The sequence below is a fragment of the Bacteroidales bacterium genome (assembly GCA_031276035.1).
GTDB lineage: Bacteria > Bacteroidota > Bacteroidia > Bacteroidales > BM520 > RGIG7150.
On record JAISNV010000023.1, the window covers coordinates 35,474 to 57,783 of the forward strand.

General features: G+C 31.8%; 17 protein-coding genes. 15 read left to right on the forward strand and 2 right to left on the reverse strand.

The features are described from left to right. The first annotated feature begins 267 nt into the window (after positions 1-267). Both LBP67_05495 and LBP67_05500 read left to right on the forward strand, forming a co-directional pair. Positions 268-1,401: a GNAT family N-acetyltransferase gene (locus LBP67_05495; GenBank protein MDR2084430.1), complete on the forward strand. Its 1,134-nt coding sequence runs from the start codon at positions 268-270 to the stop codon at positions 1,399-1,401. Positions 1,402-1,638: 237 nt separating this feature from the next. Further along, positions 1,639-2,196, forward strand: coding sequence for a 1-acyl-sn-glycerol-3-phosphate acyltransferase (locus tag LBP67_05500; protein MDR2084431.1), 558 nt, complete (start codon positions 1,639-1,641; stop codon positions 2,194-2,196). Positions 2,197-2,230: 34 nt separating this feature from the next. On the opposite strand, the gene LBP67_05505 is transcribed toward LBP67_05500, so the two are convergent. Together LBP67_05505 and efp are read right to left on the reverse strand one after the other, a co-directional pair. Further along, entirely contained in the window at positions 2,231-3,166 is a 936-nt protein-coding gene (locus LBP67_05505; protein ID MDR2084432.1) for a UDP-3-O-(3-hydroxymyristoyl)glucosamine N-acyltransferase, read from the reverse strand. A 66-nt stretch (positions 3,167-3,232) separates the two neighbouring features. Further along, a complete protein-coding gene (efp, locus tag LBP67_05510; GenBank protein ID MDR2084433.1) occupies positions 3,233-3,799 on the reverse strand; it encodes an elongation factor P in 567 nt (188 codons plus the stop codon). 386 nt (positions 3,800-4,185) lie between these two features. Between efp and LBP67_05515 the strand changes: the two genes are divergently transcribed. The 13 genes from LBP67_05515 (at position 4,186) to LBP67_05575 (ending at position 22,263) form a co-directional block, all read left to right on the forward strand. Further along, positions 4,186-5,787, forward strand: a complete 1,602-nt coding sequence (locus LBP67_05515; GenBank protein ID MDR2084434.1) for an ATP-binding cassette domain-containing protein — start codon at positions 4,186-4,188, stop codon at positions 5,785-5,787. An 87-nt stretch (positions 5,788-5,874) separates the two neighbouring features. Beyond that, positions 5,875-8,481 (forward strand): transglutaminase domain-containing protein, encoded by a 2,607-nt coding sequence (locus LBP67_05520; protein MDR2084435.1) that lies wholly within the window; start codon positions 5,875-5,877, stop codon positions 8,479-8,481. A 45-nt stretch (positions 8,482-8,526) separates the two neighbouring features. Continuing rightward, the gene (locus LBP67_05525) at positions 8,527-9,147 is read left to right on the forward strand and encodes a hypothetical protein (GenBank protein ID MDR2084436.1); all 621 of its coding nucleotides are present in this window, start codon (positions 8,527-8,529) and stop codon (positions 9,145-9,147) included. A gap of 271 nt (positions 9,148-9,418) precedes the next feature. Next, positions 9,419-9,967: a sigma-70 family RNA polymerase sigma factor gene (locus tag LBP67_05530; GenBank protein MDR2084437.1), complete on the forward strand. Its 549-nt coding sequence runs from the start codon at positions 9,419-9,421 to the stop codon at positions 9,965-9,967. Further along, entirely contained in the window at positions 9,964-10,449 is a 486-nt protein-coding gene (locus tag LBP67_05535) for a hypothetical protein (protein ID MDR2084438.1), read from the forward strand. The genes LBP67_05530 and LBP67_05535 overlap by 4 nt, the downstream gene beginning before the upstream one ends. Before the next feature lie 61 nt (positions 10,450-10,510). Beyond that, positions 10,511-11,959 (forward strand): DUF4097 domain-containing protein, encoded by a 1,449-nt coding sequence (locus LBP67_05540; protein ID MDR2084439.1) that lies wholly within the window; start codon positions 10,511-10,513, stop codon positions 11,957-11,959. 173 nt (positions 11,960-12,132) lie between these two features. Continuing rightward, entirely contained in the window at positions 12,133-12,834 is a 702-nt protein-coding gene (locus LBP67_05545) for a DNA alkylation repair protein (protein ID MDR2084440.1), read from the forward strand. Between the two features lie 28 nt (positions 12,835-12,862). Next, on the forward strand, positions 12,863-13,633 hold the full coding sequence (locus LBP67_05550) for a hypothetical protein (GenBank protein ID MDR2084441.1): 771 nt from the start codon (positions 12,863-12,865) through the stop codon (positions 13,631-13,633). Between the two features lie 93 nt (positions 13,634-13,726). Continuing rightward, positions 13,727-14,281 carry a hypothetical protein gene (locus tag LBP67_05555; protein ID MDR2084442.1) on the forward strand — a complete coding sequence of 185 codons (555 nt, stop codon included), beginning with the start codon at positions 13,727-13,729 and terminating at the stop codon, positions 14,279-14,281. A gap of 184 nt (positions 14,282-14,465) precedes the next feature. Beyond that, positions 14,466-16,745: a TonB-dependent receptor gene (locus LBP67_05560; protein ID MDR2084443.1), complete on the forward strand. Its 2,280-nt coding sequence runs from the start codon at positions 14,466-14,468 to the stop codon at positions 16,743-16,745. 88 nt (positions 16,746-16,833) lie between these two features. Next, a complete protein-coding gene (locus LBP67_05565; GenBank protein MDR2084444.1) occupies positions 16,834-17,322 on the forward strand; it encodes a heavy-metal-associated domain-containing protein in 489 nt (162 codons plus the stop codon). 116 nt (positions 17,323-17,438) lie between these two features. Continuing rightward, the gene (locus tag LBP67_05570) at positions 17,439-19,184 is read left to right on the forward strand and encodes a hypothetical protein (protein ID MDR2084445.1); all 1,746 of its coding nucleotides are present in this window, start codon (positions 17,439-17,441) and stop codon (positions 19,182-19,184) included. Positions 19,185-19,377: 193 nt separating this feature from the next. Continuing rightward, positions 19,378-22,263: a T9SS type A sorting domain-containing protein gene (locus LBP67_05575; GenBank protein ID MDR2084446.1), complete on the forward strand. Its 2,886-nt coding sequence runs from the start codon at positions 19,378-19,380 to the stop codon at positions 22,261-22,263. Positions 22,264-22,310: the final 47 nt, after the last annotated feature.

A 22,310-nucleotide genomic window follows, 5' to 3' on the forward strand; every position in this document is an offset into this window, starting at 1 on the left:
ATTCGAATAATTGTTATAAAAAAAAATTGAAAATTAAAACTCACTGATTTTTTGAATATTTAATAAAATATAAAATCCTTTTCGGACAAAGAATTCGACGCATCAAAAATTCTTTTACTGTTATATTACGAATAATTTTTTTTACTATCTTTGCGCCCTTTCGTAATTTGCTTTTTTTATAAAAATAAATTTACGATTTTGAGCGGAATTATAATAATTCAACTCTTTTTCAATTTCTTAATATATTAATTATATAATAAATAAAGAATGAATGTTAGCATTCATGAAGTATTAACTTCGAAAGATCTGAAGAAATTCATTTGGTTTGGTATTAATTTATATATAAATGATAAGTACGCGATTCCAAAATTGTTTATCGACGACAAAACAAACTTATCAAAAAAGAAAAATCCTGCTTTTGAGTTTTGTGATACAAAAATTTTTCTTGCCTACAAAGATGGAAAAATTGTCGGTAGAATAATGGGCATTATTAATCCTGTGGCAAATGAAATCTGGCAAAGTAAATATGCCCGTTTCGGATGGATTGAATTTATTAATGATTATGACGTTTCTAAAGCTTTATTGGATGCCGTAACCAAATGGGCAAAATCTAAAGGGATGGAATACCTGCAAGGCCCTATGGGATTTACTGATTTTGATCCGGAAGGAATGTTGGTTGAAGGTTTTGATAAACCCGGAACTCTTGTAGGTTTATACAACTTTCCGTATTATCCAGAACATCTTGAAAAATATGGCTTTATCAAGGAAATTGATTGGAAAGAATACTATATAACCATTCCTGAAGCTGTTCCCGGAAAATTTCTGCAGGCTGCCAATATTGCAAGAGAAAGGTATAAACTTTCTTATGCCAAACCGAAAGATTTGAAAGATTTATCTCAAAGATACGGTTATAAGTTGTTTGATTTGATTAATGTTTGTTACAAAGATTTATATCAATATTCTGAACTGAACAAAAAGCAAATAAACTTCTATATAAAATTGTATCTGAGCTTTCTGCGTTTAGATACAATTTGCTTAATTGTTGATGAAAATGATCAGTTAATATCTTTCGGCATCACAATTCCAAATCTAACTAAAGCTTTACAAAAAGCAAAAGGCAGACTTTTTCCTTTTGGTTGGTTTTATCTTTTACATGCATTGCGTAAAAATGATGTCATTGACTTTTGTCTAATTGCCGTACATCCCGATTATCAAAACAAAGGTGTAAGTGCCATGCTGTTTGCGGATTTAATTCCCAAATATAATAAAAACGGATTCAGACATGCCGAAAGTAATCCGGAACTTGAAACCAATATTAAAGTATCTTCACAATGGAAAAGTTTTGAGCATTATTCACACAAAAGAAGACGTGTGTTTATAAAGAAATTATCTTCTGACTAAAAATATTATTTTAAGCAGAATAATAATTCGGAAATTACAAATTCCAGGTTTTGACAGTTTCAGATTAAAATACTTATAATTTATATTTTTTAATATCTCAGGTTTTTACACACTGATTCATTTTATTCTTTTTATTTCAATCTCGTTTTTGTACTTAATTACTCATCACTATATTCCATAACATATAATTTTCCTAAAATCTTCGTATATTTGCGCGGTAAAAATTATATTCATTTTGTGAGTAAGTTCGGAAGCAAATTATCAAGTTTTTTTCTCATGTTATTCGGCTGGGATACCGAAAATCTACACGGTTTTGATTCTGTAGAAAAAGCTGTACTGATAATGGTTCCGCATACAAGCATCTGGGATTTTGTAGTAGGAAAGATGGTTGTTTGTAAATACAATCGAAAATGTGTGTTCTTCATAAAAAAAGAAGCTTTCTCATGGCCAATAATAGGAAAGATTTTAAAGAAATTAGGAGGAATTCCTATCAATCGGGGACATGTAAATACCCATGTTGATGATGCTGTTGAAGCTTTAAACAATAATACCCAACTTTGGGTTATCATAACTCCCGAAGGTACCAGAAAAAAAGTATCGAGATGGAAAAGCGGATTTCACAGAATAGCTCTGAAAGCTGATGTCCCTATCTTAATTTCTTATATCGACTATAAGAAACGTAAAGCTACAGTTGTTGAAAAAATTTATCCGACGCAAGATTTTAACACCGATATGAAAAAGATTCTACCCTATTACGACGGTGTACGGGGATTACACATAAAAGAACGAGTATAAAAAAGAAAAAAAATCGGAACAAAAAACTTAAAAATTAATTATCCAGTTTTTTCAGAATATCAGGAAGATTTCTTAATGCGGCCAACTCTCTCCATTTTTTGTGTGCATCAATAGCAGGAACGCCAAAAACAACTTGTCCGGGCGCAACCGACTTATCCACCGCCGATGTAGCCAATATAACGGCTCCTTTACCAATTACAAGATCTTTGTTTATTGCGGATTTAGACCAAACAATAACATCATCTTCAATAATTGCTACTCCGGCAATTGAACAATGGCAACCTATAAGACAGTTTTTTCCGATTACGGTATCATGACCGACTTGCACATGATTATCAAATTTTGTACCTTGACCTATTCTCGTATCACCGGTAACACCTTTGTCTATTGTACACAAAGCGCCTATTTCAACATCATCTTCGATAATAACATTTCCGCAAGTCTCAAATTTTCTGTATTTACCGTTTTTCTTTTGAAAATAAAACGCATCACCTCCTATAATAGAACCCGACTGAATGATAACATTATTACCTATAACAACATCATCATATATGGATACATTAGAATGAATGATGCAGCCCTCGCCTATTACAACATTATTTCCGACAAAACAATTCGGCTGAATTACAGAACCTTTACCAATTTTAGCGGTATCACTAACATTTGTATCGGAAGAAACAAAAGGTTTAAAATGCTTAATCAATCGAACAAAAGCAGCAAAAGGATCATCGGAAATTAATAAAAGTTTTCCTTCAGGAACCTCAACATCTTCAGTATTAATTAAAATTATATCCGCTTTTGAATTTAATATTTTGCTATAATATTTCGGATGGTCAACAAAAGAGATATCGCCTTTTTCAACCATATGCACCTCGTTCAATCCTAATATTTCAACATTAAGATTTCCCTTTGGTTTTGCGCCGGTAATTTCCAAAATTGTTTCAAGAGTAATATTGGTAGTAAATTTCATGCTCTAATGTATTTGTGAAAAAATCAACAAATTATTTAAACTGTAAACAAATTTAGAAAACTTAATTTATTCTTTAACTCTCTCGGAATATTCTCCGGTACGAGTATCAACTTTTATTTTTTCTCCGGTATTAATGAAAAGCGGAATTTTTACAATTGCGCCGGTTTCAAGAGTTGCATCTTTCATAGTATTAGTTGCGGTATTGCCTCTTTCGCCCGGTTCTGTGTAAGTAATTCTAAGTTCAACAAAAGGAGGAAGGTCGCAAGTTAAAGGAGTTTCAGTATCAGCATGAAAAACTATCTCAACCGTTTGTCCTTCCAATAAGAATTGCGGTGTAGGTATCATATCCTCCTCAATAACAGTATCTTCCCATGTCTCTTGGTTTATAAAATGATATCCGAGATCATCTTTATATGAATATTGGTATTGACGTCTCTCAACTCTTGCAATATCTATTTTAACACCAGCTGTAAAAGTATTCGGAATAACTCTTCCTGTTTTTAAGTTTTTTAATTTTGTTCTTACGAAAGCCGGACCTTTTCCCGGTTTTACATGCTGAAATTCAACAATAGTATACAAATCTCCATTAAATTCAATACATAAACCGTTTCTAAAATCTGCTGTTGTAGCCATATACAGTTTTTTAAAATTCGAGCGCAAAGATAATATATTAATTGAAAATTACCAATTGCGGCGGACATTTTTTGAAAAAGGAAATGAAATTACTAAGACTAAAAGCATGAAATTACAAAAAGTACAAAGATGAAAAGAAAAGAAAGGCAAATAAGGAAACTTGCGGATTATGTAATTTTTATAAATTTGTTGGATTTAAATAATTATCATCTGCAAATTATCCAACATCAATTAATTTTATTACTTTTGCAATTCAAATAAATGTTACTCTTATGAAAATTAATGAATAAACTATAGTTGAGATAAAAGATCCCCCCAAAGGGATTTGAAATAAAGATATGAATCTTTTTTCAATTCTTAATTTATTAATTCATAATTTTCACAAAATGAGCTTACTAACAATAAATAACTTATCATACTGTCATCCCAATAAAGACATTCTTTTTAAAAATATTAATCTTTCTGTTGCACAAGGAGAGAAAATTTCTTTAATCGGTAATAACGGAATAGGAAAATCGACTTTACTTAAAATAATTGCCGGAAACTTAATGCCAAACAGCGGAAACATTGTTTCAACGGGTAAAATTTATTATTTGCCACAACATTTCAGTCAATACAATGATCATGATATTTCTTTCGCTTTAAATGTACAACATATTTTAAATGCCCTCAAAAGCATTCTGCTCGGTAGTACCGACCTCGATTTATATCATATTGTCGAAGATAATTGGGATATTGAAGAAAAAATTGAAAAGGCTCTTGATTATTGGGGCTTAACAAATTTAGATATTAATAGGAAAATGGGAAGTTTAAGCGGTGGCGAAAAGACCAAAGTTTTTCTCGCCGGAATTAATATCCATAAACCTGATATTATTTTGATGGATGAACCCACAAATCATCTTGATAAAGAAAGTAGAAAAATGCTTTATGATTTTATCAAATCGAGTAAAGCAAGCATGATTATTGTAAGCCATGACCGCAATCTACTGAACCTAATTGATACGACATTGGAGTTCACCCCCGATGGAATTATTTCTTACGGCGGAAATTATGAGTTTTACAAAACCGTCAAAGCACAAAATACGGCAATTTTACAAAAGCAGGTTGAAGAAAAAGAAAAGGAATTACGCAAAGCTAAGAAAATTGCACGTGAAACTTTGGAACGTCAACAAAAACGTAGCGCTACGGCAAAGAAAAGTAATGCAAATAAAGGAATTCCGAGAATTGTTTTAAATAACCTGCAATCTGAGGCAGAGAAAAGTACGGGTAAATTAAAAGATTCTCATAACGAAAAAATTAATAACCTTTCTAATGATATAAAAGAACTTCAAAAGAAATCTTCATCATTAGCATCAAAAAATATAAAATTAAATGTAGAAGACGCCCAATTGCACAAAGGAAAATTACTTATAAATGCTATAAATATTAATTTTTCTTACGATAAAAGAATGTTATGGAAAGACCGACTCAATTTTCAGATATACAGTGGTGATAGAATAAATATAAGCGGTGATAACGGTTCCGGAAAATCGACTCTGATAAAACTCATTTTCGGCGAACTTCAGCCTACGGAAGGAAATATTCAAAGAAATTATTTCAGTAAAATTTATATAGATCAAGAATATTCGATAATTGATAATGAACTAACTGTTTATGAACAGGCGGAGAAATACAATTCTCAGAATTATTCCGAACCTGAAATAAAATCAATTTTAACTCATTTTCTTTTTACTCAAAATTTCTGGGACAAAAAATGCAAAACATTAAGCGGCGGCGAAAAGATGAAGCTGCTGTTTTGCTGTATGGAGATAAATAATTCCTTTCCGGATATGATTGCGCTCGACGAGCCAACCAATAATTTAGATATCAATAGTTTGGAAATCATTACTTCAACATTAAAATCTTACAGCGGTACAATTCTTATAATTTCTCACGATGAATATTTTTTAGATGAAGTAGGTATTAATAAGGAAATTATTATTTGTTAGATATCCGTTTTTTACTACACTTAATTCTTAACTCCTAATTTTTAATTATTATATATCTTTGTAATTAAATTTTAATTTTTTCAAACCATGAGAAAAATAACTTTCTTATTCACTTTATTAGCTTTAATAATCACAAGTTGCACTGATAATAAACATTTTATCACTGATAATGAATATCGCAAAACAGTTCAAGATGATTTTTTGAAACGTAAAGAACTTGCGTCAAATCGCTCTGAAGAATTATTTTCTATAATGAAAACTGCTGACCTGCAAGAAAGTGAAGCGCTCGAATTTCTTTATGCATATATGCCTTTTAGCGATCTGGCGGATTATAATGGGGAATTCTTTCTAAATCAGGTGAAATATGCTTTTAAGGCTAAAGATTTTTTTCATTGGGGAGAAAGTATTCCGGAAGATGTTTTCAGACATTTTGTACTGGTTTACAGAGTAAACAATGAAAATCTTGATACGGCAAGAATGGTAATTTTCGATGAATTGAAAAACAGAATTAAAGACATGTCGATGTATGATGCAGCCCTTGAAGTTAACCACTGGTGTCACGAGAAAGTTACTTACAGACCTTCCGACAGCAGAACCTCGGGGCCTTTGGCAACAATTAAGACTGCTTTCGGAAGATGCGGCGAAGAATCTACATTTACCGTTACCGCATTGCGCGCTGTAGGTATTCCTGCCCGTCAATGCTACACTCCTCGTTGGGCACACACAGATGACAATCATGCCTGGGTGGAAGTTTGGGTTGACGGAGAATGGTATTTTCTCGGAGCTTGCGAACCTGATGCGGAACTGAATATGGGTTGGTTTGCATTGCCCGCCACAAGAACTATGATGGTTCATTCGAATGCTTTCGGAAAATATACCGGCAATGATGAGGTAACTCATAAAACCAATCTTTTTTCGCGTATCAATATGCATGATAATTATACTGATACTAAAAACATCAAGGTTAAAGTTATTGATGAAAACGGTAATCCTGTTGAAAATGCAAAAGTTAAATTCAAACTTTATAATTATGCGGAATATTATCCGATTGCTACAATTAACACTAACCCGCAAGGAGAAGCTTCTCTTACAACCGGTTATGGCGATTTGCTAATCTGGGCAAATAAAGATGACAAATACAATTACCAAAAATTTGATGTAAGGGAAAATGATAATATAGTAATCGCACTAACAAGAAGTGAAGGCGGCGAATACTCCGAATATCTCGAAATGGTACCACCGGCAGGATTGAAGAAGAAACATATTGTCAGCGAAGAAAAAACCATTCTGAACAACAAACGTTTACAATATGAGGATTCTATTCGTAATGCTTATCTGGCAACATTTCCGACAAAAGAACAAGTTAACATTCAAAACGAAAATCTTACTCAGGAACAAATATGGCATTTCATTGAGAAAAGTGAAGGTAATTACGCAGAAATAGAAAAATTCATCAGAAATAATTCAAATAAAATTGACGGATTATACTTATATGAATTTATTAATGCTTTGTCTGATAAAGATTTGAGAGATGCTGAAGCAAATACGATTCAACAACATATTACCTACTATAATAAAAATAAATACAATTCGGATGTTTATTTAAAAGGTATCCTGCCGGCAAGAATTTCCAATGAAATGATTCGTCCGTGGAGAAATTACTTGGCAAATGAGTTTCAAAATATTTTTAAAGGAGAAGAAATTACTTCCGAAGCAATTATCAATTGGATAAAAGAAAACATTACTATCGACAATGAAGGTAATTATTTTAATTGTCCTATTTCCCCGCGCGGAGTTTTTGAGTTGAGATATTCAGATAAACACTCGCGTAATATTTTCTTTATTGCCGTTTGCAGATCTTTAGATATTCCTGCTTACATTGATACGGCAACAAATCAATTATATGTTTTTGAGAACGGAATCTGGAATATTATTTCTTTTGAAGAAGAAAGAACTCCGAAACCTAATGGCAAATTAATTTTAGTTTATGGAAACAACGAACATATAAAACCCGAATATTGGATACATTATACTATTGCAAAATTTGAAAACGGCGACTTTGTAACTTCAGATTATGAAAACGACGAGCGTATAACACATTCACCGGTTGTTTTAGATTTAGAAAGCGGATATTATATACTTTCAACAGGAAATCGATACAGTGACGGAACGGTTCTTTCCAAACTGGAATTTTTCAATATCCCAGCTAACAAAACTATAGTTAAAGATGTAGAGCTTCGTAAACTTATTCCGCGTTCGGAATTTTACGGAACGATTGATATGAATTATGTTTTGAACTTACCGGATAGCGACATAACGGTTAAGGAATTGATTGGTAATAAAAATGCCGTTGTTTGTTTTATAGATCCTAATCGCGAACCTACAAAGCACTTGTTTAAAGATATTATTGCATACAAAAATCCGTTTGAACAATGGAACGGTACGATGCTTTTTGTAATACCAACAGAAAAGCGTACCGCCGATTTCAAACCTTCAAACTGGAATCTTCCCAAACAATCTATTTTTATATACGACGAAAATTCGAACTGGATGAATAATATTCTAACAACAACCGAACAAGAGTTCAGGGATAATTATCCGCTGGTTTACATAATCACTCCCGAAGGAAAGTTGATTTTCAAAACAGAAGGTTACCGAATCGGCACGGGAGAGTTGATTTACAAGAGTTTGTAAATATTAATCTGTTAATTTCGGAAACTTGTCATTCCATCCACTGAAATGAAGAAAATACATATACTATTATTCATATTTATTTGCCGACTTTCTCTTGCGCAAGAGATCAATCTGCAAACCGGCGATTTTCTGTTCCAAGTAGGGAAAGGCAGCGATTTCGAAAAAGCAATTGTTTCATCCACGCAAAGACTGGAAAATTTAAATTTCTCCCACGTTGGAGTTGTATATATAGAAGATGATATTTTTGTTCTTGAAGCCGAACCTGACAAAGGTGTTGTAAAAAGCACTTTGAAAGAATTTATTGAGAATGGAGATATAACAGTAGTGGGAAGATTAAAAGAAGAATATCAATACACCATTCCGGACGCCATTAATAGAATCTTGAAACATATAGGGGGGCCGTATAATTTCACTTTTCAGGTCTTGGGAGAAGGACTTTATTGCAGCGAACTGATTCAGAAAAACTTTATTCTTAATAATGGCGAACATTTATTTGAACCGATATCTATGTCGTTCAGAAATAATGACACAGGCGAGATTCATGATTTCTGGATTCAATATTATGATAAATACGGCGTTTCCATTCCCGAAGGCGAAGACGGAAGTAATCCGAATATGATTGCGACTTCACAACATATTTATATAATCGGAATAATAGATAATTGAAACGTATGAATGTTGAAAACACGATAAATAATCGGTAAATACAAAAAGGACGGAAAAATAAAATGATAATCTTGCCTTGAGTAAAATCAGAAATTTATTATTCTAACTGATTTATTTGATTGCGTTTTTCATTTGATTCAAAAAAAAGATAACAAATCGTGATTTTGAACTCAAAAATATTTCAATATTCTTTCATTCTCAAACTTTTACATTAGCTCATGCAGCACTTTCACTTTTTTTACGTTATACTAACGAATCTTAAATAATTTTGATGAATACATTTGACGATTTATTGAAGAAAGCCAAGAAAAAAAATCAACCTGCTATGATGGAAATCTATTCAATATACAGCACCGATGTTTACAACAGTTGCCTTCGTATCATATCAAATTCTTTTGTTGCGGAGGAAATTATGCAAGATTCGTTTATAAAAGCTTTCGATAATTTACATAAGTTTTCGGGCGGACAAAAAGAATTGGGAAATTTTATAAAGAAAATAGCAGTAAATCATTCGATAGATATATATAGAAAATCAAAAAATGAAATCTTCTCATCATTCAGTGAAATAGAAAACATCGACAAATATTTAAATAATTACAATGAAGATGATAACGAAATTATATATAATATTGACGATGTTAATAATGCAATTAACAAACTTCCCGACGGATATCGTTTAGTTTTAAATTTACATATCATTGAAGACATGGATTTTAATGATATAGCAAAAAAATTGGATATCGCCGCATCAACAGTGAGATCACAGTTTGTAAGAGCAAAAAGTAAATTAATAACAATTCTAAAAGAGGATATAGCATGAATATAGATAAATTAATTTCGGAAAATAAAAGTTCTTTCAATACGGAAAAACCTTCTGAAGGTCATATTCAAAGATTTGAACAAAAACTTCAAAAACACCATTCGATAAAGAAAAAGCAAAAAATGTATTTGCTGAGAACTTCAATTGCTGCAGCAATGGTTTTATTACTTTTAATTCCTTTAGTTACAACAAATTATTCGCAAGCTGAGCAAACAAATGCAGAATTTGCAAACGTAAAAATGTATTATCAGTCGGAATTGGATAAAGAAATACAGCAACTTGAACCTATTTTAAATACTTATGATGAAAATACACGCGCAACTATCGAAGAAGAAATAGAAAAAATTCAAAGCGGCACAGACATAATTAACGGTATGGAAAATATTCCCAATGAAGTGCTTATTGCAAGTACCGCCAAAGTTTATATCAATAGCATAGAATCAGTAAGACGCTTACATCATTCACTTAACGTTACAGAATAAAACAATTTGAACTCAAAATAAATTAAATTAACACAGTATCAATCATTAAATTAAAATAAAAATGAAAAAATTCATCTTAATTATCACAACACTTTGTTTCAGTTTAATTTCTTTCTCACAAGAAAATAATGAAGACCAGAATAATAATACTATTAGTCATCAAATTACAATTCCTGAAATAAATTTCGACGGCTATGAATTTAATATTTCCGTACCTAAAATTGATTTGGAGAATCCCATTTCTACTTATACTCTTCCAGAGATTAATGTAAATACTTCGGAGTTTAACTTTCATATTCCGGAAAAATGTATTGAGATACCTAATTTTGAGTATGAAGATATTACCATAAAGATTCCCAATGTAAAAATTGACGAACAAAATTTTTCTATTCAGATTCCCGACATTCAAATTCCGGAAATCGCAATGGCAGACATAAAGGCTCTCGAAGATGTTTCAACACGTATAAATAAAAAAACCAACATATTTTCCAAATCAGCTTCGGCAAAAAAACAGATATCACAAAATTATAAAGTAAGTGATAATTGCAAATTAAGCATAGACAATTCTTTCGGGAAAATAGAAATAATTGAATGGGATAAAAACGAAATTTATTTCGACATTACTGTTCAAGGTGAAGCAAAAACAGAATCTAAGGCTTATGAACTTATCGATTGTATTGATGTGGTTTTCAATCAATCATCAAACGGAAAGCAAACGATGGTAGAAGCCAAGACAAAATTTTGCAGCAAAAATAAAAATCAGGATGATTCAAATTATACTGTTGATTATGTTGTAAAAGTTCCGAGTTCTGTATTTATGGATTTGAAAACTAAATACGGAAATATTTATCTGGGTGATGTTAAAAATAATATAAAAATCGACATTTCTTTCGGAAATATATATATTAATAAACTTAATGGCGATAACAATAATATTAATTCTTCATTCGGAGATATTGAAATAAACGAAATTACTAAATATTTGAATTTACAAGCCAAGCATTGCGGAAAATGTACGTTTAACAACGTTAATAAATTAGCTGCCGATATTCAATTTTCTAAATTAATAATTAATAATAAAGCCGAAGATCTCAATCTTAAAATTCAACATTCCAGCACCTCTTTTAATGAAATTACCAATACTAACATTAATTCTCAATTTACTGATATTAAGATTAATAAATTAAATAATTATTTAAACTGTTCCAATATTAGTCATGGGGGTTTAAGAGTTGATGATGTTGCACAAAATTTTTCGGAAATTAATGTAAATGCTTCTTTCGGTACTGTTCGTCTGGGATTAAATCAAAATCATTCTTTTGCTGCCGATTTAAGAACATCTTTCGGTTCAATTAAATTAGACGGAATTGATAAAACTACCGGTGATTATTACGAAAAAACAAAAGATTATAATGATACCGCAATACGTACTGTTTTTGGCAAAAACGGTAAGACTGCCAGTAAAGTTACGGTAAGAAACCAACACGGAAATATTGTCTTAGGCAAATAAACATAAATTTCTATGGTTAGTCCATAGCTATTATTTTTTTTTATCATACCATATTGTAACACGCAAGTACTGAAAAGCTTGCGTGTTTTTTTGTTTGATACTTGCTGTGCATAGTGTTTAGGTTTTAGCTTTAACTCAAATATCTTATATTTGCAGATTACAAAAATTAAAATATGACAATTCTTGAATTAAGAGAAAAGCTGTTTCAATATGCTGATGAAGAATATCGCGATTTCCATAAGAATTTAGTTCCCGGCGGGCATAATTTCATTGGTGTACGTATTCCGCAACTTAGAAAGATGGCAAAGGAAATTGTGAAAAACAATGATGAATGGCGGGAGCTTTTGAATGATAAAACTAAACCCGAATATGTTGAGGAATTAAATCTTATCGGATATGTTATCGGTTATGTTAATATTGATCCCACCGAACGACTTGCTTTGCTTGATGCTTATGTTCCGAGAATCAACAATTGGGCTACATGTGATACGGTTTGCGGTACATTCAAATTCGCCGATAAAAAAGAAAATCAGGAGTTAATGTGGAATTTCATTCAAAAATATTTAACTTCGGATAAAGAGTTTGAAATACGTTTTGCGGTCGTTAGCATTTTAGCATATTTCGTAAACGAACAATACATTGACAGGTCTCTACAATGGCTTAATAACATTAATCATGAAGGTTATTATGTTAAAATGGGAGTCGCTTGGACAGTTGCCGAATTTTACATAAAATTTCCGGAGAAGACTTTGAAATTCTTACAGAATAATAATATGGATGATTTTACTCACAATAAGAGTATTCAAAAAATTAATGAATCATTTAGAGTTGATAAAGAGACAAAAGAGAAATTGAAAAAATTAAAACGAAAATAACTATTATTTTTGTGCAACAATAAATCTTATGCAAAAAAACGAAAAATTATTTATAATTGTTATAATATTAATTATCCTTACTTCTTGTAATAAAAAACCTATTAATGATGTTATCATAGCTCATGCAGGAGGTGCAATTGATGGATATTTATATACAAATTCCTTGGAAGCAATGAATCTCTCTTATGAGAAAGGGTGCAGGTTGTTTGAATTAGATTTATTATTAACTTCTGACAATAAATTAGTTGCCGCACATACATGGAGTGATTTTAAAAATTTTACAGGATATCCCGAAATTAACGATACTCCGTTAACTGAGGAAGAATTTATGTCTAGAAAAATTTATGGAAAATATACTCCTATGAATATGGATATGATAAATAAATGGTTTAAAACCCATAACGATGCTATACTAATAACAGATAAAATAAATAAACCGGCATTATTATATAAATATTTTGATTATAAAGATAGATTAATTATGGAATTATTTTCATGGCAAGCAATTGATACTGCCATTGAGATAGGTATTGAACCGATGATTAGCAGCTGGTTAATGAAACCAGACACTGATATTGAGAAAATATTTTCTGACAAAAATATTAAATATTTTGCTGTCTCAAGAACATATTTATTAAAAAATAGAGACCTTTTAAAAAAACTAAAAGAACAAAAGATAAAAACTTATATGTTCTTCTCCTATATGGAGTATGATGAAAAATATTTTCTCGACAATGAGATGGATTACATTTACGGAATATATGCTGATGATATGGATATAATGGAATATTTTAATTAATAATTGCCTTTTTATAATAAATACATTGTAGAACCTCTTAAATAAATTCAATTATCAACTTTCAATTCTCAACTATTTATTATCTTTGCAGCGATGAAAAAGTTTTTTCATAAAATATTATCATTTACAATTATAGTATTATTACTTGTATTCTCATCGGGGATACATATATTTATACATCATTGTCTTATTGCTGATGAAACGGAAATAGTTTTCAACGCAAAACAAATTTCTTGTGATCATCACGAGACAATAGAAGATTCATGCTGCGGACATCAACACGAAAACGGTTGCTGCGAAACTCAAGAAGAAAATCATAATTGTAGTCATTCACATTATACATGTGTCAACAATAACGAACCTTTCGATGATGTTTCTTTTTCACCGATAACTTGCGAAGTCAATGAATTCGATTTAATTCTTGATAAAAATAACATTTCACAATCTCCGACTTTCGATTTGGAAAAAGAATTTGTTTTACTGAAAAACAATTACTTTTGTGAAATTATTTTTAATAATCCCCATTTTTATAAAGATATACACCTAACCAAATTTCTATACCCCGATGAACAACCGGTTCTTTTTACCGGTATAGAATCCGTATATCTTTTCCATTGCCCAAAGATTCCTCACAATTATTATTGTTAATAATATTATTGGTATACTAATATTCAATAATATTTTTTCAAATGATTATCATAGCATTTGATGATTAATTTTATTGGTCTTCATTAAGACAATTTAATTTCAATAAATAAAATTAAAATCATGAGTTAGCTACGCTTGGCTCATACGACAATTAATAACAATAAACAATTCAAATTATATTCGTATGAAAAAAATATTAATAATAATAAGTTTAATTTTCCCCGTTTATCTTATCGGTCAAACAGTTACCGGTACTGTTTATGAAAAAGCAGACCAAACAGAAAACCCCATTCCGGGAGTAAATGTTTATTGGGTAAACACTACCATCGGAACAGCAACAGATATTGATGGGAAATTTACAATAGAAAGACCGACAAAGGAGCATAAATTACTAGTAATAAGCTATGTTGGTTACGACAATGATACTATTTCTGTTGAAAAGAAACAAAAAGATCTGGAAATAGTTTTGTCGATGAATAAAGAATTACAAACCTTTGAAGTTGTGAGCCGTGCTCCCGGAGCACATATTTCACGACTTGAACCTATGACCGTTATTGAAATTACGGGCACCGAACTGTGTAAAGCCGCGTGTTGTAATCTTGGCGAAAGCTTTGAAACAAACGCTTCTGTTGATGTACATTACAGCGATGCGGTTACAGGAGCAAAGCAAATTCAATTGCTTGGATTATCCGGAACTTACACTCAACTTATGACCGAAAATGTTCCCAATCTTTACGGATTGGCTCAACCTTACGGTTTATCTTATATTCCCGGAACATGGATGAAATCAATCTCAATTTCAAAAGGTTCCGCCGCTGTTTTAGATGGGTTCTCATCTTTAGCCGGACAAATCAATACTCAAACCAAAGATCCTGATGAAGGTGAAAGGCTCATAGTAAACGGCTTAATTAACAGTGCAATAAAGTATGAAGGTAATGTTGTCGCAAGATTTAAAATTACTGATAAACTTTCTACAAATATCTTGCTTCACGCCGAAAACAGATCTCACGGTCATGATAATAACGGCGACGGATTCATAGACGACCCAATGGTCACACAATTTAATGTGATGAATAAATGGAAATATAGGATTAATGCCGGAAGCATGCTTATGTTCAATATAAAAGGTCTTTATGAAGATCGTCGCGGCGGTCAAGTAGATTATTATAATACGGAAGATAAAACCGGTTTATACGGAATTGATATAAAGACAAAACGATTGGAAGGTTTACTAAAAGGCGGTCATGAATTTGCAAACAACAATTTCAATATCGCTTTGAAATCCACAGCTTCATATCATGAGCAAAAATCATTTTTCGGATTAAACAAATATGATGCTACACAAACCAGTGTTTATGTAAACACAGTATTTCAAGGTGTTTTTGCTAATAATCCCGAACATTCGTTTTCAACCGGATTAAGTTTCGCTTACGATAATTATATTGAAGATCTGAATATCAATACCGTTGAAAATGCTCCTGTTTCTCCTTATGGTGGAGTGTCTTTAAACGATACTATCATGAAAACTACGGAAATTGTGCCCGGTGCATATTTTCAATACACTTTTAATAAAGAGAAATTTCCGACAATTATTGCCGGAATTCGCGGTGATTATCATAATCAATACGGCTTCTTTGTTACACCCCGATTACACTTAAGATATAGCATCAACGACAAAAATATCATAAGAGCGTCTGCCGGAATGGGATATAGAACCCCGAGAGTTGTTTCAGAGAATACTTTCCTGCTGGCAAGTTCAAAGCAAATTTATATTCTTGGAGATCTTAATATGGAAAAAGCCTGGAATTACGGAATAAATTATACTCGATATTTCACTATTAATGACAGAGAACTTGTTATTAATGCCGAAGCCTATCGTTCCGATTTTGTCAACCAGATAATTACAGATATGGATCAGGATTACAGATTTGTTTATTTCTATAATCTCGACGGAAAATCATATTCTAATGTTTTTCAAATTGAAGTTAATTATGAATTGATAAACGGATTGGATTTAGTTTTAGCATTTAGATATCAAGATGTAAAAGTGACCGAAATGAATAAAGGCCTTGAAAGAAAACCTATGGTAAATAGATACAAAGGTTTGATCAACTTATCCTACGGAACACGTATGAATAAATGGCGCTTCGACTTCACTGCTCAATTCAACGGCGATCAAAGATTACCTGTCCCAGATTATACTACAGGTAGTTCTGTTGTTCCTGACTGGGCTGATGAATTAACAGATAAATCTCCGATGTATGTAATTCTAAATGCGCAAATTACAAAGAATTTCAAAAATTGGAGTATTTACGCCGGTGGTGAAAATCTCACTAACTATAAACAGAAAAATCCGATTATAGGTGCAGATAATCCTTTTTCCGAATATTTTGATTCTTCAAGAGTTTGGGGACCAATACATGGAATTATGGCTTATGTCGGGTTCAGAATAAATATAGATTAAGGAGGTAAGTGAAATGTTATTGTGATTCCTTCCTTCATTAATTTTCAATTTGTAACTCAAAAAATATTAACCAATAAATTTTTAAATTATGAAAAAATTAAGTTCTTTATTAGCAGCTTTATTTGTTTTCGCTGCTTTAAATTTAAATGCGCAAGTTAATGATGCGGAAAAAGCTCCCGCAAGCAAAAATGAAAAACAAACCGAAGCAAAAAGCTGTTGCTCCAAAGCTAATGCATCTGAAAATTGTTTAACTTATTCTAAAGACATCAAAGCAAAAGAAGGAGAAAATCTGGTTTTAATTAAAGCTGATATTCATTGCGATAATTGTAAGAATAAAGTTGAAAAACAAATGTCGTACGCTAAAGGTGTAAAAGACGTAAAAGCTGATGTTGCCAGCAAATCCGTTACAATTGCTTATGACCCAAAGAAAACTAATGAAGCTACTTTATTAAAAGAAGTTCAGGCATTAGATATGGGTGGAGAAATTGTTCCGGTTAAACCCTGCGCATCCTCTTGTCAGAAAAAACATTCGGCAGAATCAGAAAAAACACCTGCTGAGAAACAACCAAAACAATAAAATCTTTATACTTCGTTTCGGGAAAATGCCTCTGATAAATATCAGGGGCATTTTTTTTATTTTAATATTATAAAAAGAGAAATTATACTATTTTTGTAAAATAAAAATGGATGCTAATGAAGTTTTTCAAACCATATATTTATATTTTTTGCATATTACTAAGTGTTTCCGCTAAGATTTATTCTCAAAATAATTACCAGACATTACCGGACAGCCTCCAGTTCATAATAGACAACAATAGTAACGACGACTTCTCTAAAATAGAATCATTGATATATGTTTGTAATGTTCTGATGGATTTGCGTGAATACAACATGATTAAGCCATTGGCAGAAGAATTGATGATGCTATCTGAAAAAAATAATTTTCAATACGGTATTACTATCAGTGACTATTTTCTTTCAGCATATTATTTGAATATTGATAATTACAGCACAAGTATTGAATACTTAACTAATGCATATTCGAGAGTATATGATTTGGAGGATAATGAAGATAAGTCAATACTAATGCTAAGAATTCATTTGGCACTTAGTGCCTATTATCACAGAATTTCCATGCTTCCGCAAGCTTTGGAACATATTCATAAGGCAATGGAAATTAACGACAGCTTAAATATTTTCAGATATAAAGTTATTGTTGTTAATAATTTTGCTGGTATTTATGCCGATATTGATAATCCGGAAAAAGGTATAACATTGCTTAAACCCTTACTGAAAGAAGAAAAATTAACGAAACAACATGATTTTTTAATAAACCTCAATATTGGTGTTCTATATTCCCGGGAAAATAAAACAGACTCCGCCTTAATATATTTTAATAATGCAAAAAAATCCGTAAATACAAATAAAGATGAAATGACATTACTTTATATGATAGGTAATTCATATTCGCAAAAAGGAGACATTGATACGGCATTAGATTATTTACATAAAGGTATTTCTGTGGAAAATGCGTTAAGTAATCCCGATACATACGCACTATGCGTTATAAAAATTGCGGCTTTGTATTCTCAAATGAGAGAAACCGATTCTGCTTTATATTATATTGACAAGGTTATTGACAGCACCTCAGCTTTATCCTTAAAATGTAACGGACTTTTTATCAAGGCTAATATCTTAAAGCAAGCCGGAAAATACGAGGAGTGCATTGATGTACTTAATGAATATATAATTCTAAACGACAGTATAAATAATATTAAAAACGTTTCCAAAACAAGCCAAATGATATTTGACTATGAGAAAAAACAAGAATTGATGCGAGCAGAAATTGATAATTATATACTTCAAGCGGAATACAGCAAAGAGAAAAACAGACTTATTATACTCACAATTTCATCATTAATGGGCGTAATTATAGTATTACTATTATTTAGTAGAAATAAAATCATTCTTAAAAATAAAAAAGAATCGGAAGCTGCATTAAAAGATCAACTTGAATTAAGGAACAAAGAGTTAACCACAAAGGTAATGCTTCAATTACAAAAAAATGAGGTTGTCGAAGAAATCATTAAGATTATTACTGATATTGATAAAAATGAAGAAAACAAACATAATCTAAAACAAATTACAAAAAAATTAAGACATCTTAAAGCAAGCAGTTCTTGGAGCGACTTTGATTATGGTTTTATTAAAATACATCAGAATTTCTATGATAAACTGTTGAATGATTTTCCTGACTTAACTTTATCGGAGAGACGATTATGTGCTTTGATAAAGTTGAATTTAAATACAAAAGAAATCGCAAGCATAACTAATTTAGGGCCAGATAGTGTTAGGGTTGCCCGCACCAGATTAAGAAAGAAACTAAATCTGACACATTCTGATATGCCTTTATCAACTTTTTTTGCCAATTATTCGTAAATTGCCTTAAAACATTATTATTTATCCATATAATCAGATAATTATATATAAAATTGTTTCCTTTATTTTTATTAAAAAACTCGATTTGTTTCTATTTTGTTTCTCTATTTATCAGTCTTAAAATCTTATGTATTTAAAAATATTAAATAGTTTTGCGGAAAAATTTTAAACTAAAAACTAAATAAAAATAAAAATGAAGAAAACAATTTTACTTTTAACTCTATCCGCTTTAAGCATATTGTCTTTAAATGCTCAAAAAAACGAAAAAAGCGGCAAAATTCATAATTTAGGAAGTACCATTAATGTAATGTCTGTCTCTCCAAATGGTGAATATGTTACAGGTTATCAAATGTATAACAGTTACGCAATATTATGGACAGAGGACAACGGTTCAGTAATGATAGCACCTGAGGGCGGATGTTCCGCAAATGCTGTTTCAAATAACGGAACGATTGTAGGACAATTTTATGATCCGGAAATAACTTATGAAGATTGGGAAGGAAATATTCAAAATCTCTTCTCTGCAGGATATTGCTATAACGGACAATGGACAGGTCTTGGAGTAAAACCTGAATTATTACAACAAATAGATCCTACAATGGGAAGTATGGCTGAAGCTATTTCTGCCGACGGTACTATTATAGGAGGATCAATGTATTATCCCTCCTGGATTTTAGAACCAACTGTATGGACTAACTCCAATCCGCAAGCATTAGAAATTGAAATGATCGGACAAGGCGGCAGGGTTCAAGGAATGTCTGCAGACGGAGTAGTTGTTGCAGGTTGGATAGCTCCTTATTATTCAAGATTACCTGCTGTATGGATCAATGGTGCATTGACAATAATTACAAACAACGGGATTGTTGAAGGCGGCGAAGCTTTTGGAGTAAGTCCGAATGGCAAATATGTTGGTTTAATAATAGGCGGCTTAGCGGCGGTTTACGATGTACAGGAAGATAACCTTATAATTATCGGGAAAAAAGAATCTGCACGAAGTGCTTATGCAACATCGGTATCAGATAATGGTATTGCTATCGGATATAACCAAATTACTATGGGTTTAGATAGAGAAGGTTTTATCTATACTGAAAAAATGGGTATGATTAATCTTAATGAATATTTAGTTGCTGCCGGCGTTACGGGAGCAGAAAGTGCACAATTACAATGTCCGATGGATATTTCTGCAGATGGAACAAGAATTGTCGGATTTAGTTCTAATGTTGATGGTTGGGTTGTAGACGTTGAACATAATATCAGCGGTTATTATCCTCCGAGAAATTTAACGGCAACCGAAGACACATATAGACAAATAAATTTAACATGGACAGCAGCAAAGAGTGATCCGGGAAATATCTTAACCGGCTACAACATCTATCGTAACGGAACCAAAATCAATTCCTCAGTTATATTATCTACATCCTATACCGATAATGTTACTGATAACGGTTCCTACATTTATTCTGTTAAGGCCGTGTGGAATCAAACAAACGAATCTTTATCTACAAATGAAGTAACAATTAATTCGGGAATAATTACTGTTCCTTTCTTGGATGAATTTAACTCTTTGGATTTTGCTACTAATTTCTGGACTATATCATCTCAATCGGAATTTAATTGGGCACTTTCCGAATATGACGGTATTTCAGCACCATGTATAAACTATTTCTCTCCTTCCGGCACATATAACCAAACACTTTCTTCGGCTTTTATTGATGCAACCGAAACAACTCAGCTATTCCTATCTTTTAATATTTATCTTTCACAGGCCCAATATAACAATGCCAATGATAAACTAAAAATTGAAATATATGATGGAACCCAATGGCAATTCGTTGACGAATTCAGTCCGTTATTGGGTGAATCCGGATCATTTACATATCACAACTATAATATTACAGAATTTGCAGCAGGCAAAATAACTCGCGTAAAAATTACCGGATACGGCCACAACTCTATGGGTGAAAGTCTTCTTTGGTCATTAGATAATATTAATGTATATTCACCGGAAGATGCATTAGTTATTGAAGTTCCGCTCCGTGTTACCGCACATAAATCTCAAGACGGTACCGTTCACGTTAATTGGGCAGACCCCGGTAAATTGGCAACTCTATCTTACCTTGAAAACGATTATCTTTATGACGGAATAGGAAATGAAGGCGTGCCTTTCATAGCTGCAAATAAATTCGAAGCCGACGACTTAAAAGGATACGATTACTATTATTTAAATTCAATCTCCGCTCTTTTGACTGATGCGGTATATTCACCCTCTCAACTCAAATTAGCAGTATTTTTAGGAACTGAAAGGGTTGTGGATCAAGAAATTGATTCTTATGAACTAAATGCGTGGAACACTTTCGATTTGGCTGAACCAATCTTTATAACTAAAGATATAGATAAAGATCTGTATTTTGGTATTGAAGTTGTTTCTCATTCAGAAGGCGAAATTCCGCTCGGTGTTTGTGTAAGACCTCTTCTTGTTTGGTCGGAAGATGAAGTAATATACGCCTATGAAGGACGTTCTAATTTATATTCTGAAGATGGCGGCCAGACTTGGGGAACTCTTACCGAATTCGAATTATTTTACTCTCACGGTATAAAAGCTAATCTTATAGGTAGTAATGAACCTGTTGCTAAAGAAAGGCTTATGGGATATAAAGTTTATCGTGACGGTGAAAGTTTGTTAGGCCAAGACTGGATTGGCAATGATTATTTAACAGCTCTGCACAATTACACCGATACAACTTCATTTGTAAGCGACGATGCTTGTTATCAAGTTTCTGCATATTACAATGTTCAACAAGAATCGGAAAAAGCACAATTCTGCCTTGGTGATGAAATAGAAGGTATTACTACTATCGACACTGAAAATCAATATACAATCTATCCCAATCCAACTACCGGAATTATTAATATTGAAGGGGAATTTGATAACGTTACGGTATATGGCTTAGATGGTAGAAAACTTATTACAACTTCAGAAAAATTAATCAATCTTAATAAATTTCCGAAAGGAATGTATCTAATCAAAATTAATTCTAAAAATAATAATTCTATAACTCAGAAGGTTATAAAATATTAATTATTCAAATCTCTTAAAAACAGTAATTTGTTTGCCGTTTCTTCAAT

Coding starts and splice junctions, on each gene's coding strand:
- LBP67_05535 (MDR2084438.1), top strand. CDS start 9,964: ATGAATATAGATAAATTAATTTCGGAAAATAAAAGTTCTTTCAATACG.
- LBP67_05550 (MDR2084441.1), top strand. CDS start 12,863: ATGCAAAAAAACGAAAAATTATTTATAATTGTTATAATATTAATTATC.
- LBP67_05560 (MDR2084443.1), top strand. CDS start 14,466: ATGAAAAAAATATTAATAATAATAAGTTTAATTTTCCCCGTTTATCTT.
- LBP67_05540 (MDR2084439.1), top strand. CDS start 10,511: ATGAAAAAATTCATCTTAATTATCACAACACTTTGTTTCAGTTTAATT.
- LBP67_05575 (MDR2084446.1), top strand. CDS start 19,378: ATGAAGAAAACAATTTTACTTTTAACTCTATCCGCTTTAAGCATATTG.
- LBP67_05525 (MDR2084436.1), top strand. CDS start 8,527: ATGAAGAAAATACATATACTATTATTCATATTTATTTGCCGACTTTCT.
- LBP67_05565 (MDR2084444.1), top strand. CDS start 16,834: ATGAAAAAATTAAGTTCTTTATTAGCAGCTTTATTTGTTTTCGCTGCT.
- LBP67_05530 (MDR2084437.1), top strand. CDS start 9,419: ATGAATACATTTGACGATTTATTGAAGAAAGCCAAGAAAAAAAATCAA.
- LBP67_05505 (MDR2084432.1), bottom strand. CDS start 3,166: ATGAAATTTACTACCAATATTACTCTTGAAACAATTTTGGAAATTACC.
- LBP67_05570 (MDR2084445.1), top strand. CDS start 17,439: ATGAAGTTTTTCAAACCATATATTTATATTTTTTGCATATTACTAAGT.
- LBP67_05555 (MDR2084442.1), top strand. CDS start 13,727: ATGAAAAAGTTTTTTCATAAAATATTATCATTTACAATTATAGTATTA.
- LBP67_05515 (MDR2084434.1), top strand. CDS start 4,186: ATGAGCTTACTAACAATAAATAACTTATCATACTGTCATCCCAATAAA.
- LBP67_05545 (MDR2084440.1), top strand. CDS start 12,133: ATGACAATTCTTGAATTAAGAGAAAAGCTGTTTCAATATGCTGATGAA.
- LBP67_05520 (MDR2084435.1), top strand. CDS start 5,875: ATGAGAAAAATAACTTTCTTATTCACTTTATTAGCTTTAATAATCACA.
- LBP67_05495 (MDR2084430.1), top strand. CDS start 268: ATGAATGTTAGCATTCATGAAGTATTAACTTCGAAAGATCTGAAGAAA.
- efp (MDR2084433.1), bottom strand. CDS start 3,799: ATGGCTACAACAGCAGATTTTAGAAACGGTTTATGTATTGAATTTAAT.